General features: G+C 39.8%; 24 protein-coding genes. 16 read left to right on the top strand and 8 right to left on the bottom strand.

Going from position 1 to position 26694, the window contains the following annotated elements; all coding sequences use genetic code 11:
• Window positions 1–46 precede the first annotated feature (46 nt).
• Together BUC12_RS13280 and BUC12_RS13275 are read right to left on the bottom strand one after the other, a co-directional pair.
• Window positions 47–1330 carry an ABC transporter permease gene (locus tag BUC12_RS13280; protein WP_062182331.1) on the bottom strand — a complete coding sequence of 428 codons (1284 nt, stop codon included), beginning with the start codon at window positions 1328–1330 and terminating at the stop codon, window positions 47–49.
• Window positions 1327–2232: an ABC transporter ATP-binding protein gene (locus BUC12_RS13275; protein ID WP_062182330.1), complete on the bottom strand. Its 906-nt coding sequence runs from the start codon at window positions 2230–2232 to the stop codon at window positions 1327–1329. The genes BUC12_RS13280 and BUC12_RS13275 overlap by 4 nt, the downstream gene beginning before the upstream one ends.
• 426 nt (window positions 2233–2658) lie before the next feature.
• Between BUC12_RS13275 and BUC12_RS13270 the strand changes: the two genes are divergently transcribed.
• From BUC12_RS13270 to BUC12_RS13260, 3 genes are read left to right on the top strand one after another with little or no spacing between them, the layout of a single operon-like run.
• Window positions 2659–3975, top strand: coding sequence for a tellurite resistance TerB C-terminal domain-containing protein (locus BUC12_RS13270; protein WP_062182327.1), 1317 nt, complete (start codon window positions 2659–2661; stop codon window positions 3973–3975).
• Window positions 3976–4011: 36 nt separating this feature from the next.
• Complete coding sequence (locus BUC12_RS13265; protein WP_070808610.1) at window positions 4012–6084, top strand: BREX system ATP-binding domain-containing protein; 2073 nt, start codon at window positions 4012–4014, stop codon at window positions 6082–6084.
• Window positions 6085–6094: 10 nt separating this feature from the next.
• Window positions 6095–7150 carry a toxic anion resistance protein gene (locus BUC12_RS13260; RefSeq protein WP_062182323.1) on the top strand — a complete coding sequence of 352 codons (1056 nt, stop codon included), beginning with the start codon at window positions 6095–6097 and terminating at the stop codon, window positions 7148–7150.
• Here the strand turns inward: BUC12_RS13260 and BUC12_RS13255 are convergent.
• Window positions 7141–8274, bottom strand: a complete 1134-nt coding sequence (locus BUC12_RS13255; RefSeq protein WP_062182320.1) for a glycosyltransferase family 2 protein — start codon at window positions 8272–8274, stop codon at window positions 7141–7143. The two genes, BUC12_RS13260 and BUC12_RS13255, sit on opposite strands and share 10 nt — an antisense overlap.
• Before the next feature lie 187 nt (window positions 8275–8461).
• Here BUC12_RS13255 and BUC12_RS13250 point away from each other — a divergent pair, with 187 nt between their 5' ends.
• From BUC12_RS13250 to BUC12_RS13225, 6 genes are all read left to right on the top strand, one after another.
• Window positions 8462–9040, top strand: coding sequence for a PspC domain-containing protein (locus BUC12_RS13250; protein WP_062182317.1), 579 nt, complete (start codon window positions 8462–8464; stop codon window positions 9038–9040).
• Window positions 9041–9100: 60 nt separating this feature from the next.
• Window positions 9101–9436 (top strand): PadR family transcriptional regulator, encoded by a 336-nt coding sequence (locus tag BUC12_RS13245; RefSeq protein WP_062182314.1) that lies wholly within the window; start codon window positions 9101–9103, stop codon window positions 9434–9436.
• Window positions 9437–9689: 253 nt separating this feature from the next.
• On the top strand, window positions 9690–11147 hold the full coding sequence (locus BUC12_RS13240; RefSeq protein ID WP_062182311.1) for a PspC domain-containing protein: 1458 nt from the start codon (window positions 9690–9692) through the stop codon (window positions 11145–11147).
• A 261-nt stretch (window positions 11148–11408) separates the two neighbouring features.
• Window positions 11409–11606 carry a hypothetical protein gene (locus tag BUC12_RS13235; protein ID WP_062182307.1) on the top strand — a complete coding sequence of 66 codons (198 nt, stop codon included), beginning with the start codon at window positions 11409–11411 and terminating at the stop codon, window positions 11604–11606.
• A 191-nt stretch (window positions 11607–11797) separates the two neighbouring features.
• Window positions 11798–12253, top strand: coding sequence for a DUF3836 domain-containing protein (locus BUC12_RS13230; RefSeq protein WP_062182304.1), 456 nt, complete (start codon window positions 11798–11800; stop codon window positions 12251–12253).
• 55 nt (window positions 12254–12308) lie between these two features.
• Window positions 12309–12770: a DUF3836 domain-containing protein gene (locus BUC12_RS13225; RefSeq protein ID WP_062182300.1), complete on the top strand. Its 462-nt coding sequence runs from the start codon at window positions 12309–12311 to the stop codon at window positions 12768–12770.
• A gap of 173 nt (window positions 12771–12943) precedes the next feature.
• Here the strand turns inward: BUC12_RS13225 and dusB are convergent, their stop codons facing one another.
• The gene (gene dusB, locus BUC12_RS13220) at window positions 12944–13930 is read right to left on the bottom strand and encodes a tRNA dihydrouridine synthase DusB (protein WP_062182297.1); all 987 of its coding nucleotides are present in this window, start codon (window positions 13928–13930) and stop codon (window positions 12944–12946) included.
• A gap of 183 nt (window positions 13931–14113) precedes the next feature.
• Here dusB and BUC12_RS13215 point away from each other — a divergent pair, with 183 nt between their 5' ends.
• The 5 genes from BUC12_RS13215 (at window position 14114) to BUC12_RS13195 (ending at window position 18600) form a co-directional block, all read left to right on the top strand.
• Window positions 14114–14572: a PepSY-like domain-containing protein gene (locus BUC12_RS13215; RefSeq protein ID WP_062182294.1), complete on the top strand. Its 459-nt coding sequence runs from the start codon at window positions 14114–14116 to the stop codon at window positions 14570–14572.
• 343 nt (window positions 14573–14915) lie between these two features.
• Window positions 14916–15761, top strand: a complete 846-nt coding sequence (locus tag BUC12_RS13210; RefSeq protein WP_062182292.1) for a prephenate dehydratase — start codon at window positions 14916–14918, stop codon at window positions 15759–15761.
• A 22-nt stretch (window positions 15762–15783) separates the two neighbouring features.
• Window positions 15784–16953 (top strand): pyridoxal phosphate-dependent aminotransferase, encoded by a 1170-nt coding sequence (locus BUC12_RS13205; protein ID WP_062182289.1) that lies wholly within the window; start codon window positions 15784–15786, stop codon window positions 16951–16953.
• Between the two features lie 12 nt (window positions 16954–16965).
• Window positions 16966–17511, top strand: a complete 546-nt coding sequence (locus BUC12_RS13200; protein WP_062182286.1) for a GNAT family N-acetyltransferase — start codon at window positions 16966–16968, stop codon at window positions 17509–17511.
• Between the two features lie 24 nt (window positions 17512–17535).
• A complete protein-coding gene (locus tag BUC12_RS13195) occupies window positions 17536–18600 on the top strand; it encodes a bifunctional 3-deoxy-7-phosphoheptulonate synthase/chorismate mutase type II (RefSeq protein WP_062182284.1) in 1065 nt (354 codons plus the stop codon).
• A gap of 62 nt (window positions 18601–18662) precedes the next feature.
• On the opposite strand, the gene BUC12_RS13190 is transcribed toward BUC12_RS13195, so the two are convergent.
• Complete coding sequence (locus BUC12_RS13190) at window positions 18663–19532, bottom strand: AraC family transcriptional regulator (protein WP_062182281.1); 870 nt, start codon at window positions 19530–19532, stop codon at window positions 18663–18665.
• A gap of 144 nt (window positions 19533–19676) precedes the next feature.
• Here BUC12_RS13190 and BUC12_RS13185 point away from each other — a divergent pair, with 144 nt between their 5' ends.
• Both BUC12_RS13185 and BUC12_RS13180 read left to right on the top strand, forming a co-directional pair.
• Window positions 19677–20804: an acyltransferase family protein gene (locus BUC12_RS13185; RefSeq protein WP_062182279.1), complete on the top strand. Its 1128-nt coding sequence runs from the start codon at window positions 19677–19679 to the stop codon at window positions 20802–20804.
• Window positions 20805–20811: 7 nt separating this feature from the next.
• Window positions 20812–21564: a class I SAM-dependent methyltransferase gene (locus BUC12_RS13180; RefSeq protein WP_062182276.1), complete on the top strand. Its 753-nt coding sequence runs from the start codon at window positions 20812–20814 to the stop codon at window positions 21562–21564.
• A gap of 135 nt (window positions 21565–21699) precedes the next feature.
• Here the strand turns inward: BUC12_RS13180 and BUC12_RS13175 are convergent, their stop codons facing one another.
• From BUC12_RS13175 to uvrA, 3 genes are all read right to left on the bottom strand, one after another.
• Window positions 21700–23094: a vWA domain-containing protein gene (locus BUC12_RS13175; RefSeq protein ID WP_062182273.1), complete on the bottom strand. Its 1395-nt coding sequence runs from the start codon at window positions 23092–23094 to the stop codon at window positions 21700–21702.
• A gap of 97 nt (window positions 23095–23191) precedes the next feature.
• A complete protein-coding gene (locus BUC12_RS13170; protein WP_062182270.1) occupies window positions 23192–23545 on the bottom strand; it encodes a DUF1801 domain-containing protein in 354 nt (117 codons plus the stop codon).
• A gap of 221 nt (window positions 23546–23766) precedes the next feature.
• Window positions 23767–26553 carry an excinuclease ABC subunit UvrA gene (gene uvrA / locus BUC12_RS13165; protein WP_062182267.1) on the bottom strand — a complete coding sequence of 929 codons (2787 nt, stop codon included), beginning with the start codon at window positions 26551–26553 and terminating at the stop codon, window positions 23767–23769.
• Between the last annotated feature and the right edge of the window lie 141 nt (window positions 26554–26694).

Below are 26694 nucleotides of genomic sequence, written 5' to 3'. Positions count from 1 at the left end.
TTCTCTAAGCGCAGGCAAAGATACGAATAAAAGCCCTCAACCGGCTTCATTTATAAGAGAACCATTTGATAATTTCTTTCATGCTCGGTTTCTTTCCGTACATCAATATACCCACCCTGTATATTTTGGCTGCGAATTTGACAACCAGCACAATGGATATGTAAAGAATAGCCACAGATAACACCTCTTGCCAGAGCGGCACGCCGAAAGGTATACGTACCATCATTACGATAGGCGATGTAATAGGGATAAGCGAACACCAGAACGCCAGCGGACCGTCGGGATTTTGTATACTATATATACCGACATATAGGGCAAATATAAATATAAGGGTCACAGGCATCACAAATTGCTGGGTATCTTGTGCATTGTCTACTGCCGCACCGATAATAGCAAAAATAGATGCATAAATAAGGTATCCTCCAACAAAGAAGAGCAGGAAACAGATCAAAATCTCGATCCAGTTGACAGAGAACAGTAATTCCATATTAGTCAACATCGGAGCTGCATCACTCATCCCCGAAGAAGTGAGCCAAGTTCCCGCAGATGCCGACACCACACCCAACAAAACAGCCCAGATAAGAAGCTGAGTCAGCCCGACCAACCCTATACCGATAATCTTACCCATCATCAGATCGAACGGGCGAACCGATGATATCAGCACTTCCACAATGCGGTTGCTTTTCTCTTCCACAACACCATTCATTACCATAGCCCCATACATCAGTATAAACATGTACATCAGCAGAGTGATTACTCCTCCGATACCGGATGCTATGGCTGTTGAAGTTTCCTTCTCCGCACCGTTTTCATCCCAACGCATAGTAGTTACACTCACATTATTCCGGCTTTGTGTTATCTCCCTTATTTCGGTTAGAACCTTCGGGTCGATATTGTCACGGCTGGATAGAGTAGAAAGCTTTTCGGACTTTACTACTTCCGAAAGGGTTGAATTAATATAACTGAGCAGCCCGATAGGTGCTTGTTTCTCCGAATAGAAAGTAATGGCTTTCGGATTAACGGACAAATCATCGGTGACCTGAAGAATACCATACAATTCAGACCCGCCTTCACTAACCAGATGCCCGGGATTATGATCGGTAATATCAAACTTGTATTCGTCCGACGATTGCAGGTGAGACGCATATTTACCGGTAGGATCGATAACAGCAATATGCTTAGCCTCCGAATCCTTGATTCCGGATAGCCAGATAGGAAGAAATATTACGCCGATAAATATAGCCGGCATTAGTATCGTTAATATCAGGAACGACTTTTTCTTGATACGGGTCAGATATTCCCTTTGTATAATCAGTTTGAGCGCTTTCATTTGTTTGTTACAGTTTGAATGAATATTTCGTTCATCGATGGCAGAATCTCATTGAATGAGACAACCTCGTATTTACCGGATATCTCGCCGATAACCCGGGAGTTCGACACGTCCTGCGATTTTTTGATACGGACGCCGGTGATGCCCTCATTCATTTCCTGTGCTTCTACCGAAAACAGCCCCGAATCGATATCAAAAGAATTACCCTTAACAACCACATTAAATTCGTCGGTCTTATACTTTTCTTTAATGTCTTTTACATTGCCTTGCAGCACTGCCTGCGATTTATTGATAAGTGTGATTTCGTCGCAAAGAGTCTCCACCGATTCCATATTGTGGGTCGATAGGATAATCGTTTTGCCTTTCGCCTTCAGTTCTAATATTTCCCTTTTCAACAACTCGGCATTCACAGGGTCAAAACCACTGAAAGGCTCGTCCAGAATCAAAAGCTCAGGGTCATGAATAACGGTAGCGATAAACTGTACCTTCTGTTGCATACCTTTCGATAATTCTTCCACCTTCTTGTTCTTCCATGAGGTAATATCGAATTTATCGAACCAGAAAGCTATTTTCTGTTCCGCATCACGTTTGCTTAAACCTTTCAGCTGGGCCAAAAATACGGCATGTTCGCCAACCTTCATTTTCTTGTACAATCCTCTTTCTTCGGGCAAATAGCCGATCTTATAAATGTCCGATGCCTGCGACGGATGCCCTTCTATCAGTACCTCCCCACTATCAGGTGCAGTTATGCGGTTGATAATGCGTATCAATGTAGTTTTGCCGGCACCGTTGGGTCCCAACAAACCATAAACACAACCTTTGGGCACTTGCAGGCTGACTCCGCTCAGGGCGGTATGCTCTGCGTATTGCTTTACTACGTTTCTTGCTTCAAGATATATCATAAATGTCGATTATAGTAAGTTGAGTATTTTATATAATGAGTCCATGCTTTCCCTAAAAAATCACAAAGTAAACAAACTTATACACCTTGTGTATACTTTGTGTCACTTTTTTGTTTAGGCTGTCACCTTTTTATCGAACTAAGAATCAGCATCAAACATCATATAAAGTGACAAAGGTGACAAAAGTGACACTGTTTTTGAATATTTTTTTATTCTTAATTTTCAGTTTTTCATTTTTAGCTTTTAGCTTCAATATATCAAAGGCCCCTCTTTATATATAATAGATAAAACACAATACATCCCCCTATGATTTCCCTCAACAGGTTTAATATTTCGATGTATTTGTCTAAAGATGTAAAAAGACCTGACACCTTGAAAATCATCAGAATTCATTATCTTTGACCATCCACACGCTTTTTATGAATTATGGGGATGTTCTTTTTTAGTATCTTTTTCGCTCTGCCTGCTCTTTGGTTTATGTGGTTCCTGTATTCTACAGTAAGGGAAAGACCTGCCCACGCCGACGAGTGGATGAAGGAAATACGGGGTGGATGTGATATGACCAAAAAAGAAGAGGAAATAATGAGCTACCTGTCGGAAAAGACCCGGGGTGAGCGTTTTTTTTACGTCCATTTCTTCAAGCTTAGAGCCTTTTATTTGTTCTTACAATATCTCCGGGCTGAACTACCAAACCATACGAATGAACGCTATATCGGGCTGGAAGGCTATCTAGACATTTTCAACTATACAATATACGTACTGAAGGTAGCACTCAAAGTAAAGCTGCCTTACCATACCAAAATAGCCGAAATAGAATCGAAAGTACCCGACGAGATAAAAAAGGTTATAGATTCACTTATCCCTCAATTTTCTGGACTGAACGAAGAAGAAAACAGGAAACTGAACGAACATGATTCTGAAAGATGGAAAAACTTTTATCAAGCTATAGAGGCAGAATATACTACGATTGAAACATCTGAGACCAAGCATGAAGATATAGAAACAGGATATACAGCAGTTGAAAAATTTATTGCGGATATCGACACTTTAATCAAAAATAATGGAACTGAAGTTGCACAACGGGAGATACACCTGAAAGCTCATAAATTTTTAGTGACAAGAGACAAAGTCGCTTCACTCCAATATTACATTCGCTACTTCTGTTACGAAACCTTATCAAGCGATCATAACTTTAAATACAAGCCGGTAACAGCTCGTGACAAAAAAATATTATTCGATACGCCCGAACAACTCAAAAAATTCGAGAAAATACTCAGCCAGTTGCAGCAGAAAAAGAAGCGAAAATCATATCTAAACTCCTCTTTACTGAAAGTCGAAAATATCTTTATTAAAGAAAAAAGGCGAATTGTTCTGGATACCGATGCAATACAATCCGCACGCAATGATTTAGCCGGAGTAGTAGATATACTAAACGAATATCTCGAAGAACCCGAAGCGATAGCCGATAACTCTCAAAATATACAGGATGTACAGGAGACGGAAAACACGTCACCAGTATTCAATACCTTACAAACCGAATTTCTAAAGTTGTTCGAAGCTAACAACTTCCATCTGGAATACGATGAAGTCGATAATTTCGTTCATTCAAAAGGAATGTTCAAAAGCCAGCTGATAGAGGGTATCAACGAACAGTTTTACGAAGAACTCGACGACCTTCTGATCGAAGAAGACGGCGATCATTATACCCTTAACAAGGAGTATTACCAACACCTGATTTCGTAAGGCATCTAAAAAAACCAGTAAATGTAAAGTACTTATATGACGCAAGAAGGAACTAATAATCCGGTTAATATAAAACCAAAAGAAGCAACAGCGATAATAAATTCACTGACAGGAGGAGTTGTACCCAAAATAGGGGTACAGCATATTACTGTTGGACGAGCCGATGAAGTAGACACCTTCATTCAGGCGCTGAACGAAGTAAAAGCCGGACACAGTATGACCAAATTCTGGATCGGTGACTTCGGTTCCGGAAAATCCTTTATGCTGCATCTGCTTACCACCGTAGCGCTAAAACAAAAATTTGTTGTGGCAAATGTCGATTTCACTCCACATTCGCGGTTGTACTCCAACGATGGCAAAGCTCAGGCTTTATATACATCGTTGGTCGACAATATTGCCATTGTTTCCAAACCCGAAGGCGGTGCTTTGTCCGTCCTACTTGAGAAGTGGATAGAGCAAGCCATTATGCAAACCGCAACAGAAGAGAATATCCCATTGACCGATATCCGTAAACCGGAATATGCCGGAAAGATACAAAACACGATTATAAAAACGACTAATGAGATAACCGAAGTAGGCGGTTTCGACTTCGGGCTAGCCATTGTGAGGTATTACGAAGGATTTATCAACGGAGACGACATTCTGAAACGAAATGCCCTCCGCTGGCTCAAAGGCGAATACAAAACCAAAACCGAAGCCAAAGCCGATCTGGGAGTGTTGGATATAGTGCACGACCGTAACTATTACGATATGCTGAAAAATCTGGCAAAGCTGGTCGTTAAAATCGGGTACAGTGGATTCGTCATCAATTTCGATGAAGTCATCAACCTATACAAGATCAATAATTCGGGGATGCGGCAAAAAAACTACGAAGCCCTGATGAGTATGTATAATGATTGCTTTCAGGGAAAAGTAGAGCATCTTTTTCTGAATTTCGCCGCAACCACCGAGACTCTGGAAGACAAGGACAGAGGCTTTTACAGTTACGACGCACTGAAAACCCGTTTGCAGGTCAACAAATTCGAAACGGCGCAAAACCGCGATTTCGCCCAACCCGTAATCCGGCTCATGCCACTGAACCATAACGAGATATTTGTTTTATTGAAGAACCTCAAGGAGATATTCGATTTCAATTACAGTGTCAAAGTAGATTTTTCGGACAAAGACATTCACCATTTCATGGAGGAAATGTATAACAAACCCGGTGCGGCCGAGTACCTTACACCCCGCAGTGTGATTCGCGATTTTCTGAATATACTGAATATACTCCGCCAAAATCCGGAAGCAAATAAAAAAACGCTGATACAACAAATAACCATTGCCGACGAGCGCCCTCTCGATCTCGAAGAAGGACAAAAGCAATTGTACGAGAAAAAAGCAAGGCAGATAACTAAGCAATACAAATCGATGAACTTCAGTCCCGAATTTACCGATAAACTATTGGAGACACTTCTCGACGATGAAAATTGCCTCCGGGTAGTCGCCTGTTCGTTTAACAACAAGGCAGGCTCGCTTATCGCGACAGAGAAACGCCTTGTGTTTATCAACAAACAGGCCGATATAGTAGAATCCTTTCCTTACAGCCAGATTACTGAAATGAGCTATCAAAAAGGCGCTCAGAACAGTACCTTATATCTCACCAGAGATAACGACAAGCTACATATCGACTTTATACCGAATGTACAGATCAAACCCCTGTTGGCATTTCTCGAAGCACAGATCGATATACTGGAACGTAAAACTCTGGCCGCCGAACTGGGATATTGGATCAAGCAGATGCAAAATGCGGAAATTAAAGAGCATCTGATCAAAATGGCACGTATTGCATTTATCATTCAGGAAAAAGACCCGCAAGCCAGCGAAACATTCTTCATCCGTCATTTCGAAGCTTTGACCAAGATGCTGCAACAATACTATATTCTCGAAAATTCGGGTCTGAACAATCCCGAGACATTAGATTCCATGACTAAGATAGAAGAAGCCATCGGCACATCCCATATTGCGTTCGAACAGGAGCTGACCAATATATTCCAGATGGATATGATGGACATAGATGCACAGTCGGAAGTATATATCGAGAATTTAAGGAACAGAGGACTTTTAGATTAACAGGAAAATAATGGAAGACGTACGTAAACTAACCGTATTAGGAGACGACCTTATCGAAAAGGTAGTGGATGTAACTCCCGAATATCAGCAACGGATCGATACATTCAAGTCGAGAATCGACCTGAATAATACTTCTTCCATGCAATATGGAATAGCGAGCCAATATAAATTGGGCAGTTTTTCAGAAGCAGTATTGAAGCAAATGCGTTCGAAAGATGCGATAAGCATAGATACTACCCTATCCACTCTGGTCGACGAATTGAAGAAATTCGATAAATCGATAAGCCGTTGGAAATTCAAATATCTGTTCGAAAGCAATAAAAAACGTATTGTCCGTATCAATAGCGAGTATAAGAGCATCGAATCGACAGTTGCTAAAATTGAATTACAAATCGAAAAGCAGTACCAGACTCTGGCTGTAGACCTGAAGTTGCTCGAAAAAATGTTTTTTCAAAATAAGGAATGCTTCGAAGAACTATCCTTATACATATATGCCGGAGAATTATTGCTGAAAAAAATAAAGGAAACACAACTTCCCTTACTGAAATCCGATCCCGCAAAACAGTACGAAAGTTCCGTACTCGAAGAACAGTCACTCAGGCTCGAACGCCGTATCCACAATCTTCGATTGAGCAAAGTAGTAGCCATGCAACTGGCTTCGCAGATACGTCTTATACAAAGTAACAATACTGTATTGTTAGACAAGTTACAATCGTGCCTCGTAAATACACTCCCGTTGTGGCGCAACCAAATGATACTGTCGCTGAATGTGGCAAACTCGCAACAGGCATTAGAAGCCCAGCAGACGATCACCCGGTTTGTAAATAAAGTACTACGGAGAAATAGCAAAACCCTTCGTCGGTCGACTCATACCATTGCCCGCGAAGGCGAACAAGGTGTCGTAAGCCTTTACTCACTGCAACGTATCAATAATGATTTACTAACATCGGTCTATGATGTGCTTAATGTACAACAGGAAGCCCGAAGAGCCAGAGGCGATGCCGAAAACCAGTTACTGGTCGCTGAGCGCGAACTCTCTCAACTGGCGTCCGGACTTCAATCATGATCTTTTGTCCGGTATTCGGTTACAGGTTTCACAACCTTTCTGAAAATCTGCCAGACAAACGACATTCTGTACCTGATAAAAATGAAGAACCGGGTATAAAGATCATAAGTATAAAAACACTTGTGGGTGTATAGCCGGACGGCCGTCCGGTTCAGAAGTTCTCCCAGATATGCACGGCTATATGCTCTGAGGCAATAAATATTCTCTTCGGAATATTGCTCTCGTAAAATACCTTGTCTTTCTCCGAAGTTTTTCTGCCATTCGGGACGGTAGATAGTCCGTAAAGCCCGGTAAAGCAAAAAACCATTGCACGACTTCCAATAATGCACAGCTTCAGCATTCAGCGAGAATTGCCGGGTCAGGCTTTTCAGTAAGCCCTTTTCAATATAGTATGCATTAATCTCAGACTCAAAAGAGTTGTGCCTGAAGGTTAGCGATTCTTGCCCGTGGCTGAAAGTATAATGATAATGAGCTTCGTCCGAAAACCGGAAACTCTCCATATATTGGATATATTCAAGCAAAAAAATCCGGTCTTCTATAAAGAATATATCCTCACGAAACCTGATACCGTGAGACTCTATAACATCCCTCCGGTACAATTTACAAAAAGGATATCCGAAGTTCAATAACCGTTGCTCATTGAATACTTCACTTAATCGAGATGAATTATACTCTTTCACCTGAAAATTGCACTTGATCGACGAGCGTCCTTCCGACTCTTCAATACAATCCTGAAAAACGATCTCCTTTTCAGCAATCTCACCATCTTTGAAAAACGCTTTCAGGTACCGCTCTCCTACCCAATCATCTGAATCGACAAAGCAAAGATATTTCCCCGAAGCCTTTTCAATCCCCCTGTTACGGGCATACGACACACCCCTGTTTTCCTGATTCAGAACAATGATTCTATTATCCTTCAGAATGAATTCTTCGCATATAGACAAAGTCAGATCTGTACTTCCGTCATTAATAATAATCAATTCGAAGTCGTGTAACGTTTGCGAAAGCACGCTACCGATACATTTCGATATAGTTCGCTCTGCATTAAACACAGGTAATATGACAGAAACCAGAGGCATATTCGAAGTCTTTTCACAAAGGTAATAAATAAAAAACAGAATCATTATAGTTAATTTTTCTTAACGAAAAGAAATTAATAAAAACATAAACACCTAATAAACAATACATTGAAACGAACACAATACAAGGTAGTATTATTTTTATGGTATTATGTATTGCATAGTACTAAAATAATTACATATATTTGCAATACATAAAACAAGGTATAAGCATAAACTAAATAAAAATGTCATGAAAAAAGTAGTTGAAGTAAATATAGGAGGTATCAACTTTACTATCGAAGACGACGCCTATATAAAGCTAAAATCTTATTTAGCAAGGTTTGAGGCAACATTGCCCACCGAAGATGCCAAAGAAATAATGGAAGATATCGAAATACGGGTATCAGAATTATTTCAGAAAGAAATAAAATATCCAAGCCAGGTAGTGGACGAAAAAATGGTAGATACCGTAATCGAATGTCTGGGAGAAATCGATCAGGCAGGAGCAAACAATCAAACCGGAAATAAAGAAACAAATACAAACAATTCAAATAATAAGAAAATGAGATCAGAAAAAAAATTATATCGCAACCCTGAAGATAAAAAAATAGCAGGTGTATGTAGCGGCTTATCCGAGTACTTCAATATAGATGTAACCCTTATGCGTATCATATTCATCGTAGCCTTGTTTTTGTATGGGTCTACACTATTAATTTATATCGTACTGTGGATTGCTATGCCCGAGGCTTTGACTGTAAGCCAGAAGATGGAAATGCGTGGCGAATCGGTTACCGCCGAAAATATCAAGAACTATTCGGGTAACAAGTAAATACAAACTTACCCGTTAGTATATGAAGAAAATTGTAGTCAGTTACAAAATTGTAAAATTATGGAACCAATAAATGTAGATAATATAAAAGCCCAGATGAGGAAAGGTATACTCGAATACTGTATACTGAGTATCTTATCGGAAGGAGATGCTTATGCATCATCCATTATCAGCGAACTGAAGGAATCCGAGATGATCGTGGTGGAAGGAACACTGTATCCGTTGCTTACCCGCCAGAAGAATCAGGAACTACTTACCTATCGCTGGGAAGAATCGACACAGGGACCTCCCCGCAAATACTACTCGATCACCGACAAAGGAAGAGCAGTACTGGCAGAACTCGACAATGTATGGGCCGACCTTGTTAATACAATAGCACGTATACGCAAAAAATAAAGGATATGACTATCAAAGATCTTTTTCTGGGAATAAGGCTATGCACAAGATTCGATTACAGCGCAACAAATAGCACAAAAAGCGGTATTCAATTTCGAAATAGCAGATTCAATCATTGCATTATCCCCTCCGGTTTATAACACCGGTAAGAAATGGGATGCTACCAGCTTCGAAATAATTATTCACAGTCCGTACTATAAACATGTAGATACAAAAGGATTATAATACAGAAGAAAGATAAAAACAAAATAACATGAAAGAAACAACTAAAGTCAGCATAGGAGGATACGCCTTTACACTGGATGTAGACGCATATGAGGAGCTGCAAGCATACCTCGAAAACCTCAAACGGCATTTTTCGACCAAAGATGAAGGTGCTGAGATCATTCAGGACATAGAAGCCCGTATGAGCGAACTGCTCCAGCTGAAAAATGCCAAAACAGATGGAGTTATCACACTCGAAGACGCGAAAGATATCATCAAGATAATGGGTAACCCGAAAGATTTTGAAGATGAATCAGCTTCGGATAACCCAACGTCAGATACTGCCGAAGACGACAAAAGACCGGCTTCTATCGGCAAAAGGTTCTATCGTGATACCGACAATGCCATATTAGGCGGGGTATGTAGCGGTATCGGGCATTACTTCAACCTCGATCCGGTGATGGTACGTGTTATCTACCTTATATTACTTTCCGTATCCAATCCGTTATCGCACAAAATCAGTGCATTCTTCTTTCTATTATACTTCATCTTGTGGATAGTGATGCCTGCAGCACGCACTTTCGCCCAGAAACTGGCAATGTCGGGTAAGACTCCTACTATCGAAAATATACAAAGTGGTAATCTGCCGGTAAAGAAAAAAGGAGCTGCCGCAGGACGCGTATTGATCAAAACACTTAAGATACTTGTCGGACTGATTTGTTATTTAACCGGTATCAGCATTATTCTTGCAGGTGCAGCAATGTTCTTTTTCGCTCCTGCAACAGGGCTACCAACCTTTAATGAATTAACTACAATACTCGGGTTCAGCAACGCCAATCTTGGTATAACACTTATACTGGTCTGGTTTATCCCAGCACTTATTATTATTTATATAGGGATCCGCATTATGATAGAGTTTACCTCGCGTGACCTGATCATTATAGGCATTGGTTTTGGAATATGGGTGGTTGCCTGTGGCTATGGTGCATCTGTAACAACACATATAGCGCAACAGTATAAGCACCAGTCATCGGAGAGCCAGATTATACAACCTCAAACCCAGGCCGATACCCTTTATATTAATATCGGTAACTTGTATAAACAAGCCGATCTGGTAGGAGCCTCTAAATATACATATAAGCTGGAAGGGAATCCCGATTCGTGGTTTTTTGTACCATCCATCAGAGTAGTGGAAGACACCACAGCACAGAATTTCTCTATCGAGATTAATAAAAAGGCATTTGCTTCAAGTAAGCGTAAAGCTAAAGCTAAAGCGGATAAAGCCAAATTCGATGTACAGATGCAGGATTCGCTGGTAACTATTAATCCACGCTTATACAATAAGAAAAAACAGTGGGACCGCGAGTATTTCAACATAGTGATCACCCGTCCTAAATCGAAAGAAGTCAAAATAGACAGCCGGTTTCCCGACTCCAGAGATTTCGCAAAGACTTCCTGGCACTACGGATGGTCTCCGAATGATTTCGATTTCGACTTCGATTTTTAAAAAAAATCATCCGCAAGTGTAACATTTCCCTATTGACGGCAGTCTTAATTAAAGGGAACAGAAATACAATATTCACGTAGGTAAGACAAGAGGTTCTATACCTACTCGAAAATTACAGGTTAAGACCTGAACTTCAATTAACTCAATGTTGCCGGATATCGGTTGGGAAATTAATATCCGGCTTTTTTCCAAATTATATTATCAAACACAATCAGGTACGATTTTTTCGTATCAGGTGTCTTACATCTAAAAAATAAAGGAATGAATACAATAATTGCAGTTATTTCGGCCCTGTTTCTTGCTGTAACGAGTTATATTTTACTTCAACAGGAAAACGTATTGAGCCAGGATTCGGAAACCGAAATCTCAAATGCTTTGATCTGCTCTCCTGATAGTATTAAAAATAGCATCAGTGTAGAGTACAAGCACGATTCTTTGACCGGTTTCACTATTAATTAATAGAATAGAAAGAGTTCAACAAGTGTAAAGAATAAAAACTCATACTGTAAAATTTATTTACAACAAGAAGATAGCAAGACAAACACAGATCATTGACTTATAGCATTTTATGTTTTTTGGCACAGGTTTGGAATAATTTGTAACAGAAGCAGAAATAATTTCAGAAAAATAATAATTAAAAATAAAAAGTCATGAAAACATCAGTTATCGCAGTAGTAGCAAGCTTATTACTTTCAATCAGTAACATTTTTACAGGAACAACGTCTAATCTTTATAAAAATACGATAGTAGACGAAAACAACAGAGAAGTAACCACAGTATATAGCGGAGAAGATGGAAAATACTTAACTCCCGTGAAACAGTATACAACCACCCGCGACGATGCAGGAAACATAACAGAACGGAAAATATGTGTATGGAATGGAGTGTCACAATCATGGGTAAACTCTAAAAAATACATTTTCAAATGTAATACCAACGGAGATGTTGTCGTACTGGGATATATCAAATGGAATGCCAATTTCAAACAATGGGAAAAAGACATTACATACACCGTTTATCAACAGAATATAGAGGAAGAAAAGTTGGTGATCAATAATATAAAAGGAGAAGAAGCCCAAAAACTTCACGCAGAACTCAATAAGTAATTTATAACAGGGATAAAATCAATCTTAGAAAAATAACAATAAAAAATAAACAGTCATGAAAACATCAATTATAGCAATAGTAGCAAGCGTATTATTTTCAATCGGTAATGTATTTGCAAGTACAGGTTCAAATATCTATAAAAATGTTACAATCGATAAACAGTCCGGCACTCAGGAAACAATTACATACAAAGGTGAGAACGAAAAACACCTGACTCCTCTCAAACGTTATTTCGATATCAACGACCAGTCAGGGAATACAGTAGAACGTGTTATCTCAAAATGGAACGAAACTTCCAATAAATGGGAGAATGAAGCTAAATACATTTATCTGTATAACCCGGATAATCAGGTTATGGCTATAGCTTATACAAAATGGAAAAAATCTTCAGAACAATGGGAAAACAATACAGCATATACCGTATACGAAAGAAACCCAGAAGACAACAGTCTATCTATCAATTACGTGAAAATTGATAACAGTATCCCTACAAACTCATTTGTAACTCAACGATAATCAATACTTCTTTAAATAAACTCAATTTACTCACCGGACATTAGTTGTGAAACCAGTGTCCGGTTTCGTTTTATATATTAAGTAACAGATAGTATTTAATGATATACTTTTAATTTATAACAGTCTTTGGTTGTTATACATACCAAAGCAATAAAAAAGGTCTGAGGCCTTATTTACTCTACTTCATAATTTTGAGGAATACTATCCATTATCTCAAACAGCTCTCCCACAGTAGAAGCCCTCAACATAGCTATACGGGTCTTTTTGAAATCGGGAATCCCTTTGAACAAATTACTCGAAGCCAGATGCCTGCGGCTATGTATAATTCCGCCCCGCTCTCCTACTTCTTCTACATTTTCCATGATATACTTTTTCAATATATCTATATAATAACCAAAAGACTCGGCAGGTAATTTTTCACCCGTTGCCAGATAATGCTTCACTTCTTTGAATATCCAGGGGTTGCCTATTGCCCCACGTCCTATCATTACGGCATCCACCCCCGTTTCATCAAAACGTTGCTTACATATTTCGGGAGTAGTTACGTCTCCATTTCCGATTACCGGAATATGCATCCGCTGATTATTCTTTACATCGGCAATCAACGACCAGTCGGCATCACCCGTATACATCTGGCTGCGGGTACGCCCGTGTATAGTAAGTGCCTGTATACCTACATCCTGCAACTGTTCAGCAAGTTCAACTATGATTTTCGATTCGTGATCCCATCCTAACCGCGTTTTGAGCGTTACCGGCAGTTTTACAGCTTTCACTACCTCCCGGGTAATCTCCACCATCAGTTCGGGAGTTTTCATCATACCCGATCCTGCTCCCTTACCGGCCACTTTTTTTACAGGGCACCCAAAGTTTATATCAATAATATCTGGGTTGGCCTCTTCACATATCCGGGCCGCCTCAACCATTGCATCTACCTCTCTGCCATATATTTGTATGGCAACCGGACGTTCGGTCTCACATATAGTAAGTTTCTCTTTTGTCTTATTCACATGCCTTATCAAGGCATCACTCGACACAAACTCGGTATAAACCATGTCTGCCCCAAAGGTTTTGCATAGTACCCTGAAGTTCATATCCGTAACATCCTCCATCGGGGCAAGGAATACAGGATTTTCTGCAAATTGTATATCGCCTATTTTCATTGATGTAATTTTCTTCTGCTCATAAACAGATTCTATTTGAGGTGCAAAGATATTGCCTTAAGATGAATAATACTCTATTCTTGAGTTAAAAATCGATACAATACAGTCGATCAGTAATCAACTTCAGATTTAAACCAGAATCTCATAATAACTTTGCATCAAAACAATAAATATAAAATAGATATGAAACGATTATTATTTCTGGTTTTAGTACTAAGTATAGCAACCGGAGCTTTTGCAGGAAGATGGGGCAGAATGGTAGAGATTGATGCAAACAATTTACCATCGACATCGAAAAACATTATCTCAAAATATTTCAAAGGGATATCGGCTGTAACATTTGCAGCAGAATGGCCTAACAATTATGGCGTACATCTCAACAACGATTATAAGCTAAATTTTTATAAAGACGGTTCGCTCAAAGATGCGGAAGCTAAGAACAAGCCCTTACCGATGAGCATACTGAAAGAGTTACCTCGAGAAATACATTCTTATATCTCGTCCAAATACGGTAATTGGGCTTTAACCGAAGTAGAAGTGAAAAGCTCTAAGATAGAAGTAGAATTGGAAAACGGAAATCTGGAAGCAAAACTCAAATTTAGCAGAACAGGACAATTGCTTAAAGAAAAAATAGACGATTAATTTTTATTTCTAACTAATCAGGTACTTTTTGTTTTCGGTGCAGAGGATATTCTCATATCCTCTGCATTTTGCTCTTATTATATAGAATTTTCAGAAAAAAAATCTCAAAACACTTGTTTCTATTGAAAAAATATTACTTTTGTACCAATCAAAATAAACAAACGATAAAATGAATCAGTTTTCATTTGCATATTTCTTCTTTTTTTACTTTTACTTTAGTAGGTAGAACAGGATTTTGTATGCATATAGAAAAATGAAACTAGATATAGAATCCTGTCAGATATGACGGGATTTTTTTTTGGTACTAAGTTCAAATAAAAATAGAATAACAAAATAAATTCGAATGAAACGAGTAGCTATTCAAGGTGGATTAGGAGCATACCACGGTATTGCCGCAGAAAATTTCTTTGTAGGGGATGAGGTAGAGATTGTGCCTTGTACAACATTCAAAGATATTTTTACAGGTATCAAGAAAGATCCTAATCTGATTGGTATTATGGCTATCGAAAACACCATTGCCGGAAGCCTGTTAGGAAACTACGACCTACTGAAAGAAAGTAAGCTGCCTATCGCTGGAGAATTCAAACAACGGGTTTCTCACTGTCTGGCTGTTCTGCCGGGACAGACTATTCACGATGTGAAAGAAGTAAATTCACACCCTATTGCATTGATGCAATGTGTAGATTTTCTTGAAACAATACCGGGAATAAAAGTAGTAGAACATGAAGATACAGCTTTAGCAGCCCGTGATATTGCCACAAAGCAATTGAAGGGAGTCGCTGCGATTTGCAGTGTGAGAGCTGCCGAAATTTATGGATTGGAAATACTGGCGAGGGGAATTGAGACTAACAAACACAATTTTACTCGCTTTCTTATTTTCGGTAATAAGTGGATAGTAGACGAAATACAGAAAGACGAAGTGATCAACAAATCATCTATCGTATTTACTGTGCCTCACAACGAAGGAAGCTTGTCGCAGGTATTATCAGTCTTATCATTCTACCACATAAATATGACTAAGATACAATCGCTGCCAATTATCGGGCGCGAGTGGGAATATCAGTTTTATGTAGATGTGAAGTTCGATAATTACGAGCGATACCAGCAGTCACTGGTAGCTATCCGTCCACTTATCAGCGATCTTAAAATACTGGGAGATTATCCCGAAGGAAGACAAAGCGAAAACTAAGAACTATCAACCATATACCTATATGAGTGCAAAACAAATAATACCGGCTCAACGCCTCGGTTCGGTCAGCGAATACTACTTCTCTAAAAAACTACAGGAAGTAGCTGAAATGAATGCAGCAGGTAAAAAAGTAATCAGCCTAGGAATCGGAAGCCCCGATTTTCCACCTTCCGAAGCAACCATCGAGGCTCTCTGTGATAATGCCCGCAAATCTGATGTACATGGCTATCAGTCTCACATCGGCATCCCCGAATTGCGCAAAGCTTTTTCTGACTGGTATAAGAAATGGTATCGTGTAGACCTTAATCCAGCAAACGAGTTACTCCCGTTGATCGGCTCCAAGGAAGGGATAATATATATATCACTGGCTTTTTTGAATCCGGGAGACAACGTATTGGTTCCCAACCCCGGTTACCCTACTTATTCATCTAACAGCAAGTTAGTAGAAGCCAATATCCAGACATACGATCTGGATGAAAATAATAACTGGCAACCGGACATTGATGCTCTGGAAAAGATGGATTTATCCCATACCAAACTCATGTGGGTAAACTATCCGAATATGCCGACCGGAGCCAATGCCACTATGGAACTGTTCGAGAAACTGGTTGCGTTCGGTAAAAAACACGGTATAGTTATTGTCAACGATAACCCGTATAGCTTTATACTGAATGATCATCCGATAAGCATACTCGAAGTAGAAGGAGCTAAAGACATTTGTATCGAGCTGAACTCTATGAGTAAAGCCCACAATATGCCCGGATGGCGCATGGGCATGCTGGCATCCAATCCGCAGTTTATCCAATGGATACTGAAAGTCGAAAGTAATATCGAAAGCGGAATCTTCAAGCCTATCCAGATGGCGGCAATCGCAGCATTAAACAGCGAAGCCGATTGGTACGAAGGAAATAATAAGGCTTATCGTGCGCGCCGTATAATTGCCGAAGAAATAATGAATGTGCTGGGTTGTACCTTCGATCCCAAACAATCGGGAATGTTTCTTTGGGGAAAAATTCCGGCAAAATACAAGAGCGGCGAAGAGGTTGCCGATAAACTATTGTATGAGGCTAATGTTTTCCTCACTCCGGGATTTATATTCGGCAGCAACGGCGAACGGTATATCCGTATTTCGCTTTGTTGTAAGGAGGCTCAGTTAGAGGAGGCTTTGGAGAGGGTGAAGAAGGTAGTTTAATGACAGATAGATATGGAGAAGACAAAGCATATTTTGAAAAATGGAGAAGAACTAATTGTAAGGGGAGCCCGTATAGAGGATGCTGCCGAACTAGTTGCCGTTGTGAAAGAATATGTTGAAGAAAGTGAATTTATCCCTTACGAAAAAGACGAATTCAGCCTGTCGGTAGAAGATGAGCAAAAATGGATACAATCCTTCTTAGATAGACCGAATAGTTTACTTCTGCTGGCCGAGATAAACGGTCATATTGTCGGAAATATCAGTGTAAATGGAATTGAGCGGAAGATGATGAGCCATACGGCCTGTATCGGTATAGGAATGCTGAAAGAATACAGAGGAACCGGTATCGGTTCGGCTTTAGTCGACATGGTTGTAAAATGGGCGAAAGCCAACCCTTTGCTCGAAATTCTTTGGCTGGAGACTTATGATTCTAATGTACAGGGTCATAAATTATATATCAAATATGGATTTGAAGAAGTAGGCCGACATCCCAACTTTGTGAAAATAGGAAATGACAAATATGTGGCAAACATAACTATGACATTAAACGTAAAATAATAAACAATTAAAATACATACAACGATGAAACTAGAATCAATCTTACTACCGGGTGTAGACCCAACACGTCCTTTAGTAATTGCAGGACCTTGTAGCGCCGAAACCGAAGAACAGGTAATGGAAACAGCCAAAGAACTGGCTGCCGATGGTATCAAAATTATGCGTGCCGGAATCTGGAAACCCCGTACTAAACCCGGAGGTTTTGAAGGAATAGGCAGCGAAGGACTTCAATGGCTGAAAAGGGTAAAGCAAGAAACCGGTATGTATGTATCTACCGAAGTAGCTACACAAAAACACGTTTACGAAGCATTGAAATATGGAGTGGATCTTCTTTGGATCGGTGCCCGTACAACAGCTAACCCATTTGCCGTACAAGAGATTGCAGAAGCTCTACAAGGAGTAGACATCCCCGTATTGGTTAAAAACCCTGTAAATCCTGATCTCGAATTATGGATCGGAGCATTAGAACGTTTGAGCAATGTCGGACTGACTCGTATCGGTGCTATTCACCGTGGGTTCAGCTCTTTCGATAAAAAGATCTACCGTAACCTGCCTCAATGGCATATTCCTATCGAATTGAAACGCCGCTACCCTGATCTTCCTATCATCTGCGATCCTAGCCACATCGGAGGTAAACGCGATTTGATCCAGCCTCTGTCACAACAGGCTATGGATCTGGGATTCGAAGGCTTGATTATCGAAACTCACTGCAATCCTGATTGTGCATGGAGTGATGCTGCTCAGCAAGTAACGCCTCCCCGCTTAAAAGAAATTCTTGCGAATCTGGTTATTCGCGATGGCAATAAACAAACCACAGAAGACCTGACAGCATTGCGCCGTCAAATAGATGAACTGGATGACCAATTACTGGAACTGATAGCTAAACGCATGCGTATCTCTCAGGAAATAGGCACTTTTAAGAAAGAGCACGGTATGACAATAGTGCAAACCGACCGTTATGATGAAATTCTTTCTAAACGCATTGCTCAGGCAACCGAAATGAAAATGAATCCTGAATTTATGCGTGTTATTCTGGAAGCTATCCACGAAGAATCAGTACGTGTACAACTGGATATATTGAATAAATAACCAGCACTTACAAAGCTAAAAAGGGGCAGATAATAATTATCTGTCCTCTTTTTTTATCCTATTTATAGTTCCATTTGGTGGTTTTTCCGATATTCTCCGGGAGTCATATTCTTTGCTTTCTTAAATACACGGTTGAAATAAGGCACATCCCTAAACCCCGACGCGATACAAATTTCTGAAATGGAATCAGACGTCTTTAATAACATCTGGCAAGATGATCCTATTCTGTATTCAGTCAGAAAACTAAAGAAAGGCTTATTCGCCATCTTCTTAAAAAAGACACAAAATGAAGCCTTTTCCATTCCTGCAAATTGAGCAATTTCATCCAATGAAATATTGTGTTGATAATTGTTCATCACATACAAATATATAAGCTGCATCTTTCGGGCTTTCTTATCTTCCATGACCGGACGTCCCACAATATCAGCAGTATCAGGAGAAGCTATCAGATTCAATATCCTGATCAGAGACGAAACCCTTTCGGCATGACTTTCGGATGCCATAGATGTCATTACCGTTTGTAATTTCGTCAAAGTTTCTCCCGAAAACGAAATTGCGTTCTGCTTTTGCCGTATCTTCCTGATTACATCAGACAATTCAGGAAAAACCCGATAAGACTCTTCGAGCAATTTATCATAAAAAGCAATAGTTATATTCTCTATCTTGCCCTCGCTATCGTGTATCGATTCATCAAATGTCCAGCAATGCGGTATATGGGGAGGTATCAGTATAACCTCACCCTCTATAAACGGCTCTATAATATCTCCGATTGCCCGTACACCTCTTCCGGTAATAACATACGAAAGTTCCCACGAATCCTGCTGATGCAAAGTAATCTGGTTATCCCATCTGATATGGACATGGTCCAGAAAAAAGGATCTTCCTTCTGACTCGAGTGTAGGTCCATACTTTATATTTCTCTCTCTTTTCATCTAAAATCACATTCAATACAAATATAAGACAAGTCTATCCAAAAATAAAACAAATAACATTGCAAGATTAGTCTTATTTTTGCAAATAAGGTCGCCGACCTTTTTACACCCAATTTATTCAATATAATCTTTTCTTTTATAATTATGACTCGATCAATAAGTTTAGCAGAATCCAAACCTCACTACGAGATACTCGACGGATTACGTGGTGTAGCTGCTGTGCTGGTTGTCCTTTTCCATGTTTTCGAAATACACTCGGGAGGAGACCATACCAAACAAATCATCAACCATGGGTATTTAGCTGTAGACTTTTTCTTCCTTCTATCCGGCTATGTAATAGGTTATGCCTATGATGACCGCTGGGGAAGGATGACTTTAAAAGACTTCTTCAAGCGCCGTGTCATCCGTTTGCAACCGATGATTATAGTCGGCTCCCTTATCGGGGCATTGCTGTTCTATTTTCAGGATTCGCCCGACTTAGGCTGGGGAGGAATATCCGAAGTACCCATATGGAAAATGCTACTGGTGATGGTAATCGGATTCACGCTGATACCGGTTGGCAAAGGATTAGATATTAGAGGATGGAACGAAATGCACCCGCTTAATGGGCCGGCATGGTCTTTATTCTTCGAATATATAGCAAACATACTTTATGCACTTGTTTTCCGTCACTTATCAAAGGTAGTACTGGCTATATTAGTTGTAGTGGCAGCTGGGTTTACCATTCAATATGCTCTCACGAATCCTAATGGAGATATTATCGGAGGATGGACTATCGATGATCCTACTCAATTGCGAATTGGATTCACCCGTCTTGCTTTCCCGTTTTTGGCAGGACTATTACTAGCCCGTATCGGAAAATTACGATATACTAAAAATGCGTTTCTTACAGCAAGTATCCTGCTGGTTATCTTATTGGCTATGCCCCGTCTCAATAGCGACATCTTGTGGGTAAACGGATTATATGAATGTTTTTGCCTTATCATCATGTTCCCTCTTATTGTTTGGCTGGGCGCAGGCGGAAAAGTACATGGAAAGAAAGCATCCTTACTTTGTAAATTTCTGGGAGACATATCCTACCCTATTTACATCACCCATTACCCGATAATATACATATACATGGCATGGGTTACAAACAACGGCTATACGCTGGAAGAATCATGGCCCTACGGATTATTAGCCGCTGCTGTTTGTATAGTTGTCGCTTATTCGACTATGAAGTTATACGACCTGCCGGTCAGAGAGTGGTTACGTAAACGCTTTTTAAAATAAATGATAAATGGGAATACCGGGCAACTTGATTGCAGATTTCTATCTGCATGCAGGGAGCTTGGCTCCCAATAGCTATCAGTCGACGATAAAGGCTCTCAGCTTCGTTGAAAGACTTCCGCGCGTACAAAAGATAGCCAATATTGGTTGTGGAACAGGCTTACAGACAGTAATACTCTACGAAGCCACCCATCAGCCTATTACAGCCATCGATTTTATACCGGAGTATATCCAATCGGTAGAGCATGAACTAAAACGGCAGAATCTGGACAGATACATACATCCGGTATTGGCTTCGCCCGATAATCTACCGTTTATGAACGAGGAGTATGATATTATCTGGTCGGAATATCAGGCTAGCAAGATTGGTTTTAATTATGCCCTCAACGAATGGAACAAATTTATAAAGAAGGATGGCTATATTGTAATATGTGCTTATTGCTGGCTTACAGACAATCCGCCAACAGCAATAATTGATTTCTGGAGAAAGAATGAGAATGAAATAGCACCTGTCACAAGCAGAATTGAACAGCTAAGAAAAACAGGTTTTTTACCTGTCTCTTATTTCGTGATGCCCGACGAATGCTGGTGGAACCATTATTGCCCGTTGGAAGACGGTTTTGAGAGTTTCCTGAAAAAGTATCCCGACGACCCTTTCGCACAACAATTAATTCAGAATATAGATAAAGAAATAGATTTGTATGAGAAGTTCGGCAAGCATTACGGATATGCTTTCTTTATCGGGAGAAAAACAGATTGCTAAAATTTGTAGAATTACTTAAGATATTTACAGTTTGTGTTTTATGATGATTTTATTTTTGAATATTAACCTTAAATAATCCATACAGCCCTTCGGTCTGGTTCTTACCTGAAGGGCTATATGGATAAAAATATTATTTTATTGCTTTTTCATTTTCTTAATCGAATAATTATCATTCTTCGTCGACTTCTGGAGCATTAATTTCTCTTCGCGTTCCATTTCTTTCATCTCGTCCATATTATCCAGATATTCCTGCATTTTCTGTTCTTGCTTTTGCAGTTCTTCGGATGGAGTTTCTTTTTGAATTTCCTTTAACCGGATTATAGCAGAAGTAGCCTTATTTTTAGCGGCATTATAGTCATTCTTATCTACATCCGAAAGAATCAGGTCGAATGTATCTGTTGCCTCAAATAATGCTATCAGCTCTTCTACCTTTTTATTTTTATGCTCTTTAATAAGTGCTTTATCTTTTGTAGCCTGTATTTTCAAGTTCTTCTTGACGTTATTCGAATCAAATGTTTCTGCATCTATAAAGTTTAATTCAACCGGAAAATCGAGGTTTTCAGCGCTAGTTCCATTCAGTTTTATTTTCAAAAGAGCTACTTTGTCTTCTTTGGCAAACACATCGTTAAATGCAATTGTCACCCTACGGTTTTCCTCAACAAAAGGATAACCGTACACCTTCTCACATGTAGTGTTAGGAGGTAATACAATAGTAATGGTACTGCTTTGTGCAACTACATTCAGTAGTCCGTCTAACTCTTTTGCAAAAATATCAGCTATCTTATCGGCTTTGTCAATGTAGTAGTAGTTTCCACGGCCCGATTCGGCCATTTGTGTCAATAAGTCTTCATCATACTCAGCTCCAAGACCAAAAGTAGAGAGAGCAATCCCTGACTCCTGAAACTTAGATGATGCTATTTTTTTCAATTGTGCAGGATCGATTATACCCTCGTTAGCCAAACCATCGGTCAACAAAAGCACACGGTTCACATAGTTCGATTTTTTCGTACTTGCAACCTGCTTGTAACCTTCGAGGGTTCCTCCACTCAGGTTGGTTGAACTCCGAGCATAGATTTCGTCTATCTTTTGTATTAATACTTCTTTATTTTTGACCGGCTGCGAAGGAGAGGTAACTTCGACAATATCATCATAATTGACTATCGATAGTATATCTTCGGACGACAATTGCCTGACTACAAATTTGGCAGCTTCTTTTGCATAAGTCATGGCATCACCTTCCATCGAACCGCTTCTGTCGAGTACTAATGCGATATTGAGGGGAACACGTTTCTTCTCTGTTTTTTTCTCTTTACCTGCTACCTTTACCGAAATATAAAGGTACGTGTCCTTTTCGTTCTTATCCCAATACTGATTATTTGCTGATAGTTCCCATGTAAGAACCCCTTCGTCGGAGATATTTTCGGTAGTCTGACCATCGTCACCCGATGGATTATTCTTGTTTCTGTTAGAACAAGCTGTTGCCAGGATTAGCGCTAGTAATCCGATCGATAGTAAAAGTGTTTTCTTCATTACGCATGGTTTTTGATTGTACTTACCTAAGTAGAGTAACAGGCCGCGTAATTTCCATAAAACGGATCAACAAAAAAGTAAAAATCACTCAGATTTTTTATTTCTTATATATGGCCAGCATTTGTTGTAGTATATCATTAATTGTTTCCATCGGCAAATCTTCATACGGATTGATCAACAATATTTTCATTCGGGCTCTTCCCTCCTGTATCAGTGCCGGATTATTTACCAAAGCTCCCTCAACAATACCTATATAAGGTTGATTAAGTTTTTTGTGTACCCAAAGATAACAGCACATCTGTTTCTTATACACAAAAAAGGGCATTTCGTATTTCCACGATTCCGATATATTCTCATCAAGGTTAAGGATGTGCTGTCTCAGGAATTGCAGGCAAACATTAATATGATCATTATGTTGCAAAAAATAAGAATCTATAGGTCGTAATTCCATATATTCTCCGTTTATATTTTGTTTTTCAATTAGTGTGTCGAATTCTCTAAGGAATATTAAGGAAGCCTTTTCTGTATATCTTTATAACGTGTATATTTATGAATATTATCCGGCCTTTTCTCTTTTTTTTATAATGAAACCAATACATTCCGGATGTGCGTATTACAAAAATAAAACAGCTACAATACGGCGCAGAGTATTGATTTCATTTTATTGTTCTATCATAATTTGTCTTTCAGAAACTTACCTGTATACGATTTAGGTTCTTTGATCAGTTTCTCGGGAGTTCCTTCAAATACAACATGTCCGCCTTCTACTCCTCCTTCGGGACCTATATCAATTATATGATCGGCGCATTTGATCACATCCATATTATGCTCTATAATAATAACGGTATGCCCTTTCTTAATAAGGGAGTCAAATGCTTTAAGCAAAGTATTCACATCGTGAAAATGGAGACCCGTAGTCGGTTCGTCAAAAATAAACAGGGTAGGCTCCGTCTTATCTTCACCCAGATAAGAAGCCAGTTTTACGCGCTGGTTCTCACCTCCTGACAAGGTCGATGACGATTGCCCCATCTTAATATATCCCAACCCTACTTCCTGTAGAGACTGGAGTCGTTTTACGATTTTCTTTTCAGTACTGTTTTTCCCTTCACTGAAAAACTCGATTGCTTCGTCTATAGTCAGCTCTAAAATATCATAAATGCTCTTGCCCCGATATTCTACATCGAGTATTTCCTGCTTAAACCGCCTTCCTTTACATGCTTCACATTCGAGAGTGATATCTGCCATAAACTGCATCTCGATGGTCGTCTGACCTTCACCTTTACACTCTTCGCATCGTCCGCCTTCTACGTTGAAAGAAAAGTACGCAGGTGTAAAATGCATCTGTTTTGCCAACTGCTGGTCAGCATATAACTTTCTTATCTCATCATATGCTTTAATATAGGTTACGGGATTGGAACGAGACGATTTCCCTATCGGATTCTGGTCTACCATCTCTACATTCTTAATCAGTTTCAAATCACCTTCCAATCCATTGTATTGAACGATCTGCCCACTTGATTCTTTATAGACCTTCAGTAACGCATTATAAAGCACCTCGCAGATCAAAGACGATTTTCCCGATCCGCTGACTCCGGTCACTACAGTCATTACATTCAGCGGAAATTTTACATTTACATTCTTCAGGTTGTTCTGACGGGCACCCTTTACTTCTATGTAATTATTCCATTTACGGCGTTGTTTAGGAACAGCTATTTTCTCCTTACCTGTAAGGTATTGCACCGTATAGCTTTTACTTTTTGAATCGAGGTCGGTAACAGTACCCTGATATACGACCTCACCACCCAGACGTCCTGCTTTAGGGCCTATATCGATAATATAATCGGCAGCGCGGATAATTTCTTCATCATGCTCTACAACAATCACTGTATTACCTAATGCCTGCAAATCACGCAAAACATTTATGAGCAGATCGGTATCACGCGAGTGCAGACCGATACTCGGTTCATCTAAAATATACAAGGAACCGACAAGACTGCTACCCAATGATGTCACGAGATTTATACGCTGGCTTTCCCCTCCCGAAAGCGAGTTGGAAAGACGATTCAGAGTCAGATAACCCAAACCTACATTTTGCAGGAATTTGATACGGTTATTTATTTCAGTGAGCAGACGCTTAGCTACAGCTGCATCTGTTTCGTTCAGTTTCAGATTATTAAAGAAGTCCGACAAGTCCGTAACAGGCATCAATACCAAATCGGCAACAGTCCGGTCTCCCACTTTTACATACAAAGCCTCTTTCTTGAGCCGGGCACCTTTACAGGCCGGACAGGTTGTTTTACCCCTATAGCGGGCGAGCATTACACGATACTGTATCTTATATTGGTTCTCCTCCAGCATTTTAAAGAAGGCATCTATCCCGAATACTCCGGGTGCTCCGTGCCAAAGCAGATCTCTTTCTTTTTCGGTCAGTTCGAAATACGGACGGTGAATAGGAAAACCTTTGGGAACAGCAGACTGTATAAATTCTTTTTTCCATTCGCTCATCTTTTCACCTTTCCAGCAAAATACAGCATCTTCGTAAACCGACAGGCTTTTATTTGGAATAACCAGATCCTCGTCTATACCTAATACCCTACCAAAGCCTTCGCATTCGGGACAAGCTCCTATCGGATTATTAAAGCTGAACATCATTTCGGTTGGTTCTTCAAACTGGATACCATCCGCTTCGAATCGTTTTGAGTAGTTATATGTCTTGGTTCCTTTTTCGGTATAGTAACGGACAACACATTCGCCTTCTCCTTCGAAAAAAGCAGTTTCTATAGATTCCGAAAAACGGTTCATAGTAGCTTTATCCTGCGATACGCTTAAACGGTCAATAACAAGTAAAGTATCGGCATTGCTGACTTTTTTCTTCGATTCCAAGAGTTCGTCTATCCGCACAAACTCACCTTTGACCTCGACTCTCGAGAACCCTTCTTTTTGAAGGATATCCAGCTGATCGGCAAACTCACGGTTGTCTCTGAGGATAATACGCGAAAGGATAGCCAGTCGTGTACCTTCGGGGAAGGTACGCATCTTATCTTGTATATCTTTTACCTGATGTTTCTTAACCTCTTCTCCCGAAACAGGAGAGATAGTCTTTCCAATACGGGCAAACAACAGACGTAAATATTCATATATCTCGGTAGAGGTTCCGACCGTAGATCTCGGGTTACGAGAACTCACCTTTTGCTCAATAGCAATAGCCGGCGGTATACCTTTTATATAATCGCATTCGGGCTTGTTCATCCGCCCCAGGAACTGACGGGCGTATGATGAAAGACTTTCGACGTAACGTCTCTGACCTTCGGCATACAATGTATCGAATGCAAGCGACGACTTACCTGATCCCGATAAGCCGGTGATAACTATAAACTTATTGCGGGGAATCTCAACATCTATATTTTTCAGATTATTTACACGTGCTCCCTTTATAATAATATTTTTTCCTTCTGACATACATATGGATTTGGAGGCACAAAGTTACAAAAAATACATCGTTTAGAGAATCTTACTTCATGTTCTCTGCATAATCGATTCCGGATATTAACTTCCGTATAAAAAAAATCGCCTTGAAAATACATTCAAGGCGAAAAATAT

The organism is Indolivaga macrotermitis (assembly GCF_900128985.1).
In the GTDB taxonomy this organism is placed as follows: domain Bacteria; phylum Bacteroidota; class Bacteroidia; order Bacteroidales; family Dysgonomonadaceae; genus Dysgonomonas_A; species Dysgonomonas_A macrotermitis.
The sequence above is the reverse complement of the archived record's forward strand: the minus strand, read 5'-3'. Positions and strand labels throughout refer to the sequence as shown.